The organism is Methylobacterium sp. WL103, assembly GCF_008039885.1.
Classification (GTDB): domain Bacteria; phylum Pseudomonadota; class Alphaproteobacteria; order Rhizobiales; family Beijerinckiaceae; genus Methylobacterium; species Methylobacterium cerastii.
On sequence record NZ_VRUX01000008.1, the window covers coordinates 17,153 to 31,669 of the forward strand.

The following is a 14,517-nucleotide window of genomic DNA, read 5'->3' on the forward strand; positions in this document are numbered from 1 at the left end:
TGTATCATATATCGATCATTTTTGAAGCCAACGCGGCCATAGGCATGCCCGTCCATGGGTTCAGAAGGGTTCCCCTTTTGCGCGAAGGGGGCGACGATCTCAGCGCTCCATGCCATTCGCATAAGGAGGCGTTATGGGACAGGTTCTCCACGGCTGCGCCACGACCACGCACGCGGTCAGAGCAGCGCTACAGCGATCGAAAGCTTCGCTCAAAGAGCTTGCCGCACAGCATAGGCTGAACCCCAAGACGGTCGCGAAGTGGCGTAAGCGAGCCTTCGTTCATGACGCGGCGATGGGACCGAAGACACCGCACTCTACCGTGCTCACGACCGAGGAAGAGGCGGTGATCGTCGCCTTCCGCCGGTACACGCTGCTGCCGCTGGACGATTGCCTCTACGCGCTGCAGGCCACGATTCCGCACCTGACTCGATCATCGCTGCATCGCTGTCTGCAGCGCCACGGGATCAGTCGGTTACCCGAGGTCGGCGGCGACAAACCCGGTAAGCAAGCCTTCAAGGCCTACCCGATCGGCTTCTTCCATATCGACATCGCGGAAGTTCGCACCGGCGAAGGCAAGCTGTACCTTTGGGTGGCGATCGACAGGACATCCAAATACGCCTTCGCCCAGCTGCACGAACGCGCCGATCGGCTCGTGGCCTGCGCCTTCCTGGAGGCGCTCATCGAGGCCTGTCCTTACCGCCTGCATACCATCCTGACCGACAACGGCATCCAGTTCGCCGAGCTGCCCAAGAACCGTCGAGGCCCGACTGCCCTGTACCGCGTCAACCGCTTCGACCAGATCTGCCGGGCGCACGACATCGAGCATCGGCTGACCAAGCCAAACCACCCGTGGACCAATGGCCAGGTCGAGCGCATGAACCGGACCCTCAAGGAGGCGACGGTCAAGCGCTACCATTACGATAGCCACGACCAACTGCGAGACCACCTCGCCGCCTTCCTGAATGCCTACAACTTCGCTCGGCAACTCAAATCCCTACGCGGCCTTACGCCATACGAAGCGACCTGCCGGGCCTGGGCAGACAATCCAGACCGCTTCAGATACGATCCAACCCACCTCACTTCGGGACTGCACACCTAGCAAGGCCGGGCGGACGCCTCGGCGGTTCGAGGCAAGGACGGCCCCCCGACTGCGAAGCCGGTCCTCCGTGCCTGCATGCACCATTCCTTGTGTCGGAAGAAGCGACAATGCCACTGGAAGGAACGACCTTGCGATGGCATCCTGCCGGGAGGTAGCAGTCTCGAACATCGGTTCCTTGAACGCACTGCATGAACGGATCCGACTTCAAAAGAAGATTGAAACGGCTCGACCGGACCCAGACGGGCTTCGCGCGAGAGAATGGCGTCGCTCTCCGTACGGTCCACAACTGGGCTGCTTCCGGGCCTCCGATGGAAGTGGTCCGCCTTCTAGACCTCATGGCGCGACTGGAAAAACCCTTCGAGTTTCCGATCGAACGAATTGAACCGAATGACTTTGGCGTCGCTGTCGCGGCAGAACTCGACCATCTGTGTCTTGCCGCCGGAATGGATCGGCGCGACGCCTTCATTAGGAGCGTGGAAAGTTGGTTGGCAAAAAAAGGCTCACAGTGACTGTTGCCTTGCACCAGCTTCCATTTTTAAAAATCGCAGCAGCACAATTTACTTAATATGATCTTTGTAGAAATACCGATCTTTACATTTGATACCGACATTCACAGAATTGGAAAATTGAAGAAAATGCGTTGTGAAAGGCCATTTTGGCCTTCATAGTCCGATTGTTCCGGGTTCAAAGACGGAACATCAGCGCCTGACCGAGGTCCACGACAACGACCTCTACGATCGATGCAGGCGTGGCAGCCCTCGGAATTCCCGGTCGACGAGTAGCCGTCACGGTGCGGATGCACGTTTCCGATCGGACTCGAAGTGGAGTCGCGTCAATGTCGCTACGACGAAGGTCCCCCGCACTATCCCCCTCAATCATCAACACAAAACCAGATCGTCCTGGCTTCCGGTCGTTTAAGACCACGTCGGCCGTTTCCTATCCCCGACGTTGGCACCGCGACCTGCTGATCCAGGCCACGCTGGACCCAAGCATCTCCTTCATCGAACCGGTCCCGGCTGAGCGCCAGTCGCAAGATTCGTTCAAAGTTTTCATCTGGTTCGAAGATCGCCGTCGGCTCCTTGTCGCGGCACCGGACGCGATCGACATCGGCGTCTACGCTTCGCTTCCGGATACGCTCACCCTTGATCGTTCGACTGTGCTCGACGAACCGCGTTGTTCGGTGGCGCGGCAGATCTGGGCCACTCGAATGGTGCAGATCTCCCCAGGCGATCGTATCAGGATCCTACGCGAATTGTCCGAGAGCCCCGGCGGAGTGCCTCTTGGGCGGCTCATCGAATGTGTGAAGAGCAACGATGCCGACTCGGTGGACATCGTTCTCGCCCTGGTCTGTTCAGGCCAGGCCGAAGTCGAGGTCGGGTCACATCTCGCGCCGGATACGCCCATCAAACGTGCGGCACGGTTCCAGCCTCTGGAGCGGGGAACGATGCGCGCAACCTTCGTTTGAAGCGTCGTCACCTCGAGCGAGGTGATGGCCTTGGGAGCAATTATAGGCGCAATTTTCCACATTTGTTAAATGCTGCCGCCAAGCAACGGGTAACGATGTCTCGGCAAGATCTGAAATGATGCTTGTCAGAGCCAAGGGTCTGAAGGCATCTTCCAAAAAGTTGCCTCAAGGACCCGTTCGATGACCCGGTTCGAACTTCCACCAGTTATGCGGAAGCTTGCGCGTCAGGCTTGAAGCCGACCGTCGAACCCCTGTCTGGACAGGGCCGGCGCTCAGCCGGCCAGCGTTTCTTCCGCACTTTTCGCGCCACCAGCGCACGGTGACCTAGCTCCCACTGGGCTGGTACCGGCGGGCCGCCAGACGACCATAGCATATCGGTCGAGGCTCCCGACACCCGAAGATTCCGGCCGCTCCCAGTCCGGACTTCCAGCATCACTCGAACCTTCGGATTCTCCGGAACCGTCTCCGTTGTCGCGGACCGGGCTCCGAGATCTGGCCGGATGTCGTTCGTAAGCTCTGGAACTCACTGTGGGCCGGAGCAGAGCTCGAAATTCGCCCTTGGATCACCAGGTCGAAGTTCAAGTGCGTGCCAGCCAAAAAACCGACAACTACTTGTTCAGTATTACCTTTGGCTTATAGGGCTAATATCTCGAATTTGAATTGTAATAGGAGTGCTTGGTGTTTAATACTATCGCCACAACGTATCTCTACAACGATCGGCCTCGGATCGACAGCTTTCGAATCGATCCGAGGAAGATCGAGCCGGACTGGCCGTTCGATCGAGATCTGACGGCAAAGTCGACGACGACGCTACGTTGCAAGACGTGGCCAGGCGAAGACATGCCAAATTAAATTCAGATCGAACCCCTCGGCTCTCGATCGAAGATCGGTGGCGGTGGGGACGCCGAGTAGATTGAACGACCCGGCGCTTCGATCAGCGGCAGCTTCAAGACTTCAGGCGATCATCGGGGCCCGACCCTGCAGTTGCCGGAGATACGTGACGATCTTTTGAAACAGACATCTCAAGGAGAACCCCATGGCGAAAACCTATTTCGGACGATTCCGGATCAAGTCCAGCGTCGGAATTGGCGATGTTTACTCCGGAATTATTGAGGCCGAGTTCGAAGAACTATCGGTCGTCGATCCGATGATCGGGACGACAGGCATGCGGCGCAAGCCGTGGTCCGACGATGGATTTCTGAGCTGAACGCCGAAGGCATCTCCCCTCTTCTGCGTCGGCAGGGGACGGGATGCGCAACAGAGCTAGCCAAACTTTCAGGAGGACCGACGATGCAACACGAAGCTCCCGCAGCCAAAATCGATGAATGGGGCGCACCCTCGATCCCAGAGATGTCTGACGGGAATGCCACCGTGCACTCCAAGATGTCGGAATCGGCGGCCGGCCGATCCATGTCCAGCCTTCCACCACGACGAGCCGCCACTACGCCGGCGATCGCGCACGGGCGGACTGCATCCGGCGCGATACTCCTGATCGATCGTTTGGTGGCTCGATCGAGCGACCAGTTGCACCACGACTTCCATTCGCGTCCGATCAACAGAAGGAAACGACGACGATGATCGCTTTTCGTCCTAAGGAACTACAGAGAATAACCGGAGTACGCGCCGCGAGCAGGAAGACGAACCGCGCGAGCTTCTGCGGCGTCGTTCCGTGGTTCGATCTCGAAAATCTGATGGGTGCATCGAGGAGCGACGGCACGTCGTTCGAAGGCATCATCGAGTTCGAGTCCCTGCTCGAGCACGATTTTCTTTTGCTGGCTCGCTCGGACGGCATCACGACGGAGGTGCGCCCGCAGCCGCGGAAGGTGGACTGGTACGATCTGCGTTCGCGGAAATGGCGGGTCCATATCCCCGACTTCGCAGTCGTACGCCGCGGCCGCCCGCGGCCGATCTATGTGCAAGTCAAACCCAAGGTCAAGGCGGAGGCACTGGCCGAGGAACTCGGCCTGATTGCTACCGAATTCGATCGTCAGAATCTTCTTTTCGAGGTTTGGACCGAAATGGAGATCCGTCGGCAACCGGTCTTCGGCAATGCCGAGCTGTTGTTCGAGCATTGTGGTCCCAGGGAGGACGTCGAAGCCCTCGACCGGGTACGCGAAGTACTGAAAGCGGCTCCCCGATCGGTGAAGACGGTCGCAGAGATCCGGGAAGCCAGCGGGATCGGTGGACGGACGCTCGGCGCAGTTCTGCGTCTTCACGTACTTCGCGAAGTCGCACTCGACCTCGAGAAGCCGATCGACGATCGAGCGCTCGTACGCTCCGTTCGTATGAGCTGAGATCCATCTGCCGACAGGCGTGGCGTTTTAACGAGCCGACAGATCCGACTCGGAAGATAGCGGCAGTCGATCCTTCTCCAATATGCACCGCGCGAAGCGCGAAAACCGAAGGTAGGACATGGGTCCCTTCAAGCTGACCAGCCGCGATATCGTGGTGATCGATGGCCTTCGCTGGTTGCCGACGACTGCATTGGAGGACGGCATCGCGCTTAGACCCATTGATGGTGGTCCGGCCAAGGCGCATAGCTGGCACGAATTGGTCATGCTCTGGGTCGATCGACGGCTGCGGATCGAGCCCGAGCCCTGCAAGGGACTGCCTGCAACGCTCATTGAGGACATGCGCCGAGACCTGTCGGGCTTCGCCGAGCATCAGCAGTCGGAGGCTATCCGCCGATACAAGTATGTTCGCCTGCTGAAGTTCGCGATTGAATTGCGGGATGCCCGCCGTGTCGCGTCCTTTCGCGCTGCTCGGAAGCGCAAGTACCGGCACATCGTATTGAAGGCGAAGGAGCTCGATTGGTGGTGCAAGCGCTGGGCTAGGCATATCGAGCCCAGCGGCGTCTCGCAGGCACCCTCTGGCGGATCGCTGATCCAGTGGTACCGCCGCTACAAGCTCTCGGGCAGCTTTCGCTCGGCGCTGGTCCCGCAAAGCCATCGCCAGGGCAACCGGGTTCCCCGGCTGTCGCCCATAGCGGTCAAGGTCATGAACGAGTTCGCGCGCAATCAATACCTGCAGCGCGAACAGCCCAAGGCGTCGAAGATCTTCCCGCATGTCCGGGACGAGATCCGCGCCGTCGCCCGGAAAGCCGGCGTGCCGGAAGCCGAAATCGAAGGAATGATCCCCAATATTCAGTCTTTCTACAAGGTAATTCGCAGTATGGGGTCTCTGGAGAAGGAGGTCTACCGCGGCGACGAAAAGAAGTCGAAACATAGGCATCGCATCAAGGCGCTCGGTCCCCGCTACGAGTGGATCGGCCAGGCAGTTCAGATCGACTCGACGGAACTGCCGATCGTCGTACGCGATCCCGCCACGGGTTTGACCTTCAAGCAAGTCACGCTGACCGTCGTCATCGACCTTGCGACGCGTGCGATCGTGGGATGGTACGTCGGTCTGGAAAAAGGCTTTGCAACCATCCAGGAGGCTCTCCGGATGACGATGATGCCGAAAACTTGGATGTCGAAGTTGGACGGTATCACGAACGAATACTCCGCGACCGTGAAACCCAGTGTCGTCTTTACTGACCAGGGATCCGACTATCGTTCGAACGATCTCGTCGTCACGTGCGGCCAACTGAACATCCGCCTCAAGCATACGCCTGCGGGAGCACCGGATCTGAAGGGCATCGTCGAACGGCAATTTCTGACGTCGAAGCAGGGCATGTTCGCCGGAATGCCCGGCAGCTTGTTCAAGAACGGTGATCGCTTCTCGGATTATCGCGCCGAGGATCATGCCGTAATGACCATGGAACAGGTCAACTGGATCGTCTGCAAGTTCGTTGCCGACGTCTGGATGCAGGAGTGGGCCGGCGGCATCGAGGATAGTCCCGCTGGCGCGTGGCGAAGACTTTCCGATATCCGTCATCCGGAGATGGCGCCCTCGATCGATCACCTCGTTCCCCTCGTCTCGAAAGTACAGGAAAAGGTTACGATCCAGCATACCGGCGTTGAATGGATGAACCTCTTCTACGGCTTCGGTTCCGAGGCGCTCCAGGAATTGATGAACCGAGAGGGACCGGGCAAGCGCCGATACAGGATGCGGATCGACGCATTGGACGTCGGGCGAGCCTACCTGCTTGTCGACGGTGAATGGATCGTACTCGCCGCGTCGGACCCCGCGGCCCGCGGCCGCCCGGTGCACGATCATTTGGTCATCCGAGCCGAAGCGCGTTCTCGCAAGAAGAAGCATGAACGGGTCCACCAGCCCGACATGGATGCCGCGAAGCGGCGTCTCTACGCTCCTGCGGAGGCGCGGAACAACAAACGCGCCGCGCAGAGGACCAGCAGTCGGAAGGCGCGTCTTCTGGTACAGGAATTCGACAACCTGGCCGAGATGAAGGCGACGTACGTCGAGGCCATAGATCCCGAAACGACCCATATCGCGTTCGACGACGTCGATCACCGCGATGATGACGAGCCGGATCTGGCGGACGCATCCCCCATCCATGCGAGGCCGCGTCGGCCGGAGAAGGTCGTCGAACACTCTGCACGACGGCCGTCCCGACGGCCGATCGCGAGCGTAGCGCCGGCCCGCGGGGCTGCAGAAATTCGGAACGTCGAAGACGCGGGAAATCTCCCCGCGGTCGTCGGCGCCATCGTCGAGTTCGCGGGCTCGCCTGCAAACATCGAGTCCAAGATACCGTCGGCGGCGTCCGCGAACGCCGTCGATGTCCCGACCCGCCGCAGAAGGAACTTCCGCATTGCATCGTTCAGCTGACGCAGCCTTCCGGACCTCTGACGCCGACGAAGTCCTCGAGTGCGAGATCGATCTGATCTCGGGCCTGGATGACGACGTCGGCCAGGATGCCGACGACGCCACGGATCTCCTGACCGCCGAGGCAGAGGCCATCCTGACCAGGGCCCGGCACGTTCTCATCGACAACCACGTGGATCTGATCGAAGGCATCAAAGCCATCGAGCGGTCCCGGCGCGCCTACGATCGCGGGGAACCGGGTCAGCTCCTGCTGATCACCGGAGCCTCCGGTACCGGCAAGTCGACCATTCAGCGCGAATGGATCCGGCGTGAATATCAGCGGATCGTACGGACGACGGGGCGGATTCCGCAGATCTGCAACTACGGACTCGTGTTGACGGACGGCATCGACGGCGACGAGCGGCCGATCGTCTTCGTCAACGCTTCGAGCTCCCGGTCCACCAATGCGCTCGCGACCCAGATCCTTCGGGCCCTGGGTGCCGAGGTGCCGAGGGCACTCCACGGCCATCAGATCCTCGACCGACTGAGGATGCAACTCGTCGGACAGAAGACCCGCCTTCTGTTCATCGACGAGTTCCATCACACCGTCTCGTCCCGCGACGAACTGGTCGAGGAGTTATCGGAACTCGTCAAGGATCTGCTCGTCGAGACCCGGGTGCAGCTGGTGCTGAGCGGCATGCAGAAGGCCGCACGCCCGGTGGACGCCAATCCGCAGCTGGACCGCCGTTGCCGCATGCGGTTTCCGGTGGAACCGTTCAGCTGGGGTAGCGAGATCGAACACCGGCAGGAGTTCCTCGATTTCCTGGCGGATCTGGAAGAGGGCATGGACCTTCCGGAGGCGTCGAACCTTTCGGATCCGAAGCGTGCAGGTAGGATACATGCGTCCACGGGCGGCATCCTCGGGCGCGTCACGCGCCTGATCCTGATCGCGCTCGAGCATGGTCTGGAGGATGGCGTGATGCACGTCGCCGACAACTATCTCGCCTATGCGCACGAGACCTTGAAGCGTTCCGGCGAAAGATCGAACCCGTTCCAGCCTCAGGCATCCAGGAACGAACAGGCCCCTCGCCGCCGCGTGCCGCGGCCGTCGCGGACTCGTGGCTCCCTATCGGGCAAGCCGTCCGCGCCCACCTACGAGAAGACGGCCAGGACGGTATGAGATCGAAAGAGGAGATGGGTAGCCATGACCTTTCCGATACGTCCTCGTCATATCCCAGGCGAGCCGGCAAGCGGCTACGCTCGCCGATTGGCCGAGGCGAACGGCTGCGATTGGCGGGCAAATCCGTTCGCCGGCCGGGGCGTCTCGACGACGCTCCTCGCCCGCGGCGATACGCGTGCCCTGGTGCCGATACTCGGGCGCGAGACGGTCGACGGAATCGATCGATACTCGCCTCGGCGAATGCGGGATGGCCACATCCTGCTGAACGGCGAGAAGCTGGAACCTGCTCAAGTCTTCTATGAACGTCAGTGCTGCTGCGTCGCGTGCTGGGCCGATGATGCCGCATGCGAGACCGACGGCACTGTCCCGATGCGACATCTGAGGTGCTGGTGGTCGGTCGCAGCCGTTTCGGTCTGTCCCATCCACAATCTGCGCCTGAACGACCGTTGCCTGCAGTGCGATCGAACCATCCGGTTGGCCGGGGCGCGCGTGACGGTCTGTCGGTGCGGTGCCAATCTTGCCCGAAGTCCCCGGATCGTCGTCGAGCCGCATGCCACCGCCGCCGACGCCTACGTGGTCGGCCGGCTCGGAGGATGCCCGAGGGTGCCGGAGGCCATCCTGGACGCCCTGCCGCTCTGTGATGCCATTGCTCTGATGCAGAGGCTCGGGTGCTGCGTTTCCGCCGGCCGCGACGTCAGATTCGGCAAGACGGATCCCGCCGATCGACCAGCCATGATGCTGGCCGGCTTTCACGCCGTCCGGACGGGCGACAAGGGTATCGAGAAGACGATCGATGCCCTACTGGCCGCCCCGGGCAGGCCTGATCGACTACGGGTGCAACTCGGTCAGCTCTACAGTTGGTTCGCCGCCCTGCCCGATGGCGAACTCCAGTCCTGGATGGCAAACCGCATCGCGAACGTCGTGAGGCGGAATCAACTGTGCTGGCAGGGCTGGGAGCGGCATGTCGTCGAACCACCGACACCGGATCGTATATCCGCCAGCAGGGCCAAGGCTTGCCTCGATGCCGGTTGGGACAGGACAGTCGCGATCCTGGAAGCAGCCGGATTGCGCAGCGACGTCGACGAACGATGCCGACCGACCGTCGACCGGCGACAGGTCGAGATGCTCGCCAGCCGCGTCGGGCGCTTCATCAATGTCGATATCCTGGCAGGTACGCTCGGCATCACTCCCGCTTCCGTCCGCAAGCTGGTCGCCGCGGATATTCTTCCACGCGGCCCGTTGGCACTCGCGGCCTTCCGACATCCGAGATTCGATCCGATCGAAGTCGATGCGATCCTCGATCGGATGCAGGGCAACGCGCCCGTCGTCGAGGTTCCTCCATCGGACTCCGTGTCGATCGTGCGCGCCGCCCGTAAGGTCGGGATCGTCGCGCTTTGCCGCGCGATCCTGGATGGGCAGATCGTGGCCACCGCGCGGGTCGTCGGGACCCCCGGGCTTGCAGGCATCCGAATCCGTTCGGCCGGTATCGCGGAACTCTCACGGGCCAGGAACGACCCCTGGATAGGTCCTCTGGAGGCAGGCAAGACACTCGGCATGCGGCGGAATGGTCTCGATCTGATCGTCGCCGCCGGCCACATCCGCACCATCAAGGATGCCCGTCGTCTGCGACTGCTCGATCGGGCGGATGTCGCGAGCTTCCAGACCCGCTACGTGTCGACGACGGAGCTTTCCCACTCCCTCCGCACAAGTGCGAGGTCCATCCTTTCCAGACTTGCCGAACGAGGCTGCCGCCCGGCGATCGAACTCGCTCTCGGAGATCGGATTGAAATCCGGCTCTACGAGCGAAGCGTGATTGGAATTCTCCGACGAGCGACGGACGACGTCGAGCGAGGCTCCATCTCAGTCGTCGGAAACCAGCTGCATCTTGGGTGCAGGCAGCCCAGAACGGAGTAGATCTGCCCGGCGGAATAGGCTCAACCATGCCTCGTTCGGAAGTATGGGCTCGATTCCGTACCTTTTCTTCAACATATTCCTAATCATGCTGGCCTGCATGCCAAGAGCAAAACCAATTACGCGCGCGGTAACATACGTCTGAACGAACATTTCAAATTCACTTTCTTCGATAATGTAGCATCGATTGGCCTTTCTATTCGTTTTATGGATAATTCCATGCGATACGAGCTTCCTGATACTTTTGGCATGCATGTTCAGCCGTCTGCCGAACACTTCGGCTGTCAACTCAGGTTTCGTTTTTTCCTTCAAAGCCTCTATGTTCCGGATATCGGCTCTCGAAACGAAGATCGAGCGTATGCCGGAGAAGCTGCGCACTTGGCATTTGGGCAGCAATCGCCCGTCGAGAATTGCCTCGAAGATCCTCATCGGTCCGATCTTCGATCGAAGCGCCCTGGATAGAGAGATAGATCCAGTCTCGGGCCTCGCAGTAATGGGGATGCGGTCTGAGTTAAAGTCGAGGTAAATTTTGGCGGCAGAAATCCAGAAGTGATCTTTGCCCCTACCTTTTTCGAAACTTTTGCCCATTGTCTCTGCAGAATGTCTTCGAAGTTCCTGCCGAAGCTTCTCTGCGGCCTCAAAGCGTTTCATCAAGTTCGCAACGGGTTCCTTTTTGGTTCGAGTATTGCTAAAACGTGCATTCAGAATTCCGAAGGCCCCGGACATCGATCCGTCAACCTCCTCATGTCGTAGATGCCTAAGGAAAGCTATGAACGAGTCATCGCTCCGTGCGACTCGAAAGCCGGTACGCATCGCCTCTGCATCTCGTCCGATGTGCAGGGATTGCAGCTTGAGGCCGGCTCCGTGAACGGCGACTGCACCGCAGGTGGCGACCATGTCGACGGCAGCCTTCAGGCTGAGCTGGTCGAGAAGCTGGGCGTCGGTTCGCTGGGTGAAACCCAGACGACCGAGAACATAGGCCTCCCACCCGCAACCGCTCTCCGGGGCGGCATCCGCAGTGCCCTTGAGATCGACCAAAGCTTCGGATCTCATTCCACGCAACGGCATCCCGTGAGTCGGACAGCGGTGTAGAAAATTCAGATCCCACCAGACGCGGCGGCGGATGCCGAAACCGATCTCTCCAGGGACGGCTTCTCGATCTTCGGCCAGGCAGGCCGGGCAGATACGGTCCCGGCCCCGCTCGATATGCTGGTCCATCAATCGTTCACCACGAACGACCCAGATCCCGGCCCGCACACGAGCCGGGGTCGCGTCGAGGAGCGAGGCCGCATCGACGTCCGCCACGGCCGAAAGGCGGCCAACCTCTCGTCGGTCGCCCCGGACGATCGCTGAAAAATCGAGCCCGTAGGCGCCGGCGAATTCACGAACTCCATAGGCGTTTCGGGACGCCAGACGATGAATAAACGAGTAGGCCGGCTCTCCCGCTCCATAGTCGCGCAGGCGTAGCGGAGCTTTTCTGTAGGTCCACGACGATCTCACCGAACCCGCGTCGTAGACATATCCCATTGTATTTGCGGCGGACGGGTTTCGTCCTTCCCGACAAGTCATGGGGTTGCTCGCCCCAACTCGACCGCCTGCCTCGACGATATGTCTTTGCCCGATGGGCTTCCTCTCCTTTCCGGTGATGACGCTGAACGGATCAATCGTATCGGGACTTCCTTGGAGATTCGGGCGATCGAGCCTTGCGTCGGGTATACGCAACTCAGCATGCCTAACCTCCGGCGATGCCGCAGGTCCGATGTATCCGCACTTCTCGGCATCGTCCCGGAGAAGACCGAGGGGGGCAGCGTTCTGGTGAGCCATTTCGTCTCCGGTTGCGCGGCTAGGTCGCATGTCGACGTCATAGAAGCCTTCGGTGGGAAGCCGCCGAAGTGATGGTGGGACAGCAGCTCCTTCCCCGTCCGAACGGTCGCCGGATGCGATCATCGTGCAGGCGGTTGTTCGGACGGGGAAGGAGCCGAGCCCGGCAACGGCTCGTCGCGCACCATGCGAAGGCCGGTGCCGGATCCGGTTCAAACCCGGGCTTCACGATGGGAAGCTCGCCTTGTACGACCCCTCTTCGCTGACCTGCCGAAACGCAGGCGCTGTGAACGAATAGTCGACATCGGCGGGACGGTTGATCTCCGCGGGAACCGCGAAACGACTATGACGCATCATGATGTGATCCTCCTTCTTGGGCACTATGCTGTTAAAGATCTCCGGCGGCAGCGATGCTGCCCCGGGCGATGGTGGGCCGCGCGCTCGCGCCCACCTGCCTGGCTTTCGACTTCCGATCGCCGATGGTCGCATCTCGCTTCTCCGTCGAACCATGAGGGCTACGAACAAGGGCCGGACCGTCCGGCGGACGGCTTCGGTCCTCGTGCATGGTGGCCCCCGCGCTCGGGCCCACCGGCTTGGCCATCGACTGTCGATCGCTGAGGGTCTCATCTCGCTTCTCCTTCGAACCATCACGGCTGGGGCCAGGGGAACGGGGCGTCTGGAGGACGTCCCCTATGCTTTCGCATGGTGGGCCTCTCGCTCGAGCGGTTGCGGCTGGTGATCTCGGATGCATCGCCTTCGTTCCTTCCATCACGTTGGATCGCTCAGGGGGGGCTTCGACGAGGCCACGGCCCTGGTGGACCCGTCGCCCGGTTTGCCCGTGGTGGCCGGCGGAAATCGTTTGTCTGCACGCTCATTTCGTTGCCTCTCGTGTGATCGCAGGTAGCCTCCAGGCGCATTTTGAGTGGTCTTCGGGCGTGGCTTCGCCGAGCGGCGGGACCAATTCCGGAGGACGCTCATGGGCGTGGGTAGCTTGGAGACCCGAGCGGACTGGGAGTCCGTCGGTGCCGGCAGTCTTCGGGCCGGGTTAGACCGCTGCGGAACGGTCGTTTCGGGCGCGTAGATCATTCATCCTGCTGAAAGGATGAGATGCGGTCTAAGCGCGGTAGATTTGTAGTTCCAAGGGGAAGTATCGGTAGGGGCCTGTGGGCGCGCCTACCCAATAGGGTTCGAGCGCGGCACTTAGGCCTTAAGGATACGTTCCAGGAGGAACGTCGATGTAAGCTCGAACCGGGTCATCGGAGCCTTCTCTTCGCGACTTCTGTGATGATGCGCCGAAGCGTCGCCTTCGCGCAATGGAGCATTGTGATGGCATGCCTTTATTACAGTACTTAAGGCAAACGAATCGTAGATGGCGATCGTTCGATTTTAGGTTTCCCGGGGGCCCGGCGGCTGCGCCGGGATCGATGCCAATGGGATCGCGGCTTGGCTCAATCATCCTCGGAGCGGGAAACGCAAGGCGGTTGTGGTTCGCGATTTCAATTCCGTATCGGTCGACGTCCTCGACTGCTGGCTGTTCTTCGCCATCGGCTGGAGGGAGAGCGGACCCAAGCTTTGAAGTGATGATGCCGGGACGGCGATTTCACCCGAGCGCTCCGAAGCGACCGTGGCCTGCCCGGAGTGGATGCATATAGTTCGCCATCACGTCGAGGATGGCCTGCCCCTGGCGAGAAGGGGTTCGCAATGGCCGGCCGGCTACGCGTCGATCGCCGCCAGTTTCATGGGCCTTGATTTTTTCCGCCGACCTCGAGTGGCATACCCCGGCATGCAGAGCCGCGATCAACCTTGTCGAAGTCTCGTCTACTCATCCGAGCCTACCTGACTGCCTGAGCTTCACATCCCGCTGCTTCGACGCCTGACTTGCCTCTTCGTAGGCGATTGCAGCCCTCGATAAATTATCAGCGAACAAAGTTCGGTTTGGCGGATAACAAGGAAATTGAAATATGAGTCATTCGGGCGTTTGGAACGATAGAAATCAAACAGTGGACATAAAAATATGAGTTCCCATGTGATGTGAAATCAATGACTTAGTGGAAACGGAAGATAAGATTACGAGTCAAACTACATCCAGCGCGCGTCCGACCAGGCGCCGGGCTTCGTCGTGAAGGCCGCCGGCGGCCTGCCCGGCATCGCCGAGAAGGTGTTTCGCCGCCTCGCGCTGGAGCAAGGCTCGACCGCCGCCAACACCCTCGCGCCGGCGTTGGCCGCCGTCGGCCTCGCGGCGCGCTAGCGAGAGTGCCCAGCCGCGGGTGACGGACCGACACGCTGGCACCCGCGGGAGGCGGCATGGACGCGACATCGCAGAGCCCGGAGGCGCGC

General features: G+C 60.6%; 10 protein-coding genes. 9 read left to right on the top strand and 1 reads right to left on the bottom strand.

Going from position 1 to position 14,517, the window contains the following annotated elements; genetic code table 11:
• The first annotated feature begins 133 nt into the window (after window positions 1-133).
• From FV222_RS01375 to FV222_RS01405, 8 genes are all read left to right on the top strand, one after another.
• Entirely contained in the window at window positions 134-1,099 is a 966-nt protein-coding gene (locus tag FV222_RS01375) for an IS481 family transposase (RefSeq protein ID WP_147812738.1), read from the top strand.
• Between the two features lie 188 nt (window positions 1,100-1,287).
• A complete protein-coding gene (locus FV222_RS01380; RefSeq protein WP_147812739.1) occupies window positions 1,288-1,608 on the top strand; it encodes a hypothetical protein in 321 nt (106 codons plus the stop codon).
• A 326-nt stretch (window positions 1,609-1,934) separates the two neighbouring features.
• The gene (locus tag FV222_RS01385; protein WP_147812740.1) at window positions 1,935-2,564 is read left to right on the top strand and encodes a hypothetical protein; all 630 of its coding nucleotides are present in this window, start codon (window positions 1,935-1,937) and stop codon (window positions 2,562-2,564) included.
• Between the two features lie 1,036 nt (window positions 2,565-3,600).
• Window positions 3,601-3,771: a hypothetical protein gene (locus FV222_RS29270; RefSeq protein ID WP_187273713.1), complete on the top strand. Its 171-nt coding sequence runs from the start codon at window positions 3,601-3,603 to the stop codon at window positions 3,769-3,771.
• A 367-nt stretch (window positions 3,772-4,138) separates the two neighbouring features.
• Window positions 4,139-4,858: a hypothetical protein gene (locus FV222_RS01390; RefSeq protein WP_147812741.1), complete on the top strand. Its 720-nt coding sequence runs from the start codon at window positions 4,139-4,141 to the stop codon at window positions 4,856-4,858.
• Between the two features lie 118 nt (window positions 4,859-4,976).
• Window positions 4,977-7,292 carry a DDE-type integrase/transposase/recombinase gene (locus FV222_RS01395; protein WP_147812742.1) on the top strand — a complete coding sequence of 772 codons (2,316 nt, stop codon included), beginning with the start codon at window positions 4,977-4,979 and terminating at the stop codon, window positions 7,290-7,292.
• Window positions 7,243-8,448, top strand: a complete 1,206-nt coding sequence (locus tag FV222_RS01400) for an ATP-binding protein (RefSeq protein WP_147812743.1) — start codon at window positions 7,243-7,245, stop codon at window positions 8,446-8,448. Before FV222_RS01395 ends, FV222_RS01400 begins: the two co-directional genes overlap by 50 nt.
• A gap of 24 nt (window positions 8,449-8,472) precedes the next feature.
• Window positions 8,473-10,362 (top strand): TniQ family protein, encoded by a 1,890-nt coding sequence (locus tag FV222_RS01405; protein WP_147812744.1) that lies wholly within the window; start codon window positions 8,473-8,475, stop codon window positions 10,360-10,362.
• Here the strand turns inward: FV222_RS01405 and FV222_RS01410 are convergent.
• The gene (locus FV222_RS01410) at window positions 10,309-12,306 is read right to left on the bottom strand and encodes a TniQ family protein (protein ID WP_147812745.1); all 1,998 of its coding nucleotides are present in this window, start codon (window positions 12,304-12,306) and stop codon (window positions 10,309-10,311) included. The genes FV222_RS01405 and FV222_RS01410 overlap by 54 nt on opposite strands.
• A 1,993-nt stretch (window positions 12,307-14,299) precedes the next feature.
• On the opposite strand from FV222_RS01410, the gene FV222_RS31800 reads away from it, so the two are divergent.
• On the top strand, window positions 14,300-14,428 hold the full coding sequence (locus FV222_RS31800) for a hypothetical protein (protein ID WP_281406859.1): 129 nt from the start codon (window positions 14,300-14,302) through the stop codon (window positions 14,426-14,428).
• Window positions 14,429-14,517 lie beyond the last annotated feature (89 nt).

Bases quoted from the DNA above. Each gene is read 5' to 3' on its own strand.
- FV222_RS01375 (WP_147812738.1), top strand. From the start codon at position 134: ATGGGACAGGTTCTCCACGGCTGCGCCACGACCACGCACGCGGTCAGA.
- FV222_RS01380 (WP_147812739.1), top strand. From the start codon at position 1,288: ATGAACGGATCCGACTTCAAAAGAAGATTGAAACGGCTCGACCGGACC.
- FV222_RS01385 (WP_147812740.1), top strand. From the start codon at position 1,935: ATGTCGCTACGACGAAGGTCCCCCGCACTATCCCCCTCAATCATCAAC.
- FV222_RS29270 (WP_187273713.1), top strand. From the start codon at position 3,601: ATGGCGAAAACCTATTTCGGACGATTCCGGATCAAGTCCAGCGTCGGA.
- FV222_RS01390 (WP_147812741.1), top strand. From the start codon at position 4,139: ATGATCGCTTTTCGTCCTAAGGAACTACAGAGAATAACCGGAGTACGC.
- FV222_RS01395 (WP_147812742.1), top strand. From the start codon at position 4,977: ATGGGTCCCTTCAAGCTGACCAGCCGCGATATCGTGGTGATCGATGGC.
- FV222_RS01400 (WP_147812743.1), top strand. From the start codon at position 7,243: ATGTCCCGACCCGCCGCAGAAGGAACTTCCGCATTGCATCGTTCAGCT.
- FV222_RS01405 (WP_147812744.1), top strand. From the start codon at position 8,473: ATGACCTTTCCGATACGTCCTCGTCATATCCCAGGCGAGCCGGCAAGC.
- FV222_RS01410 (WP_147812745.1), bottom strand. From the start codon at position 12,306: ATGATCGCATCCGGCGACCGTTCGGACGGGGAAGGAGCTGCTGTCCCA.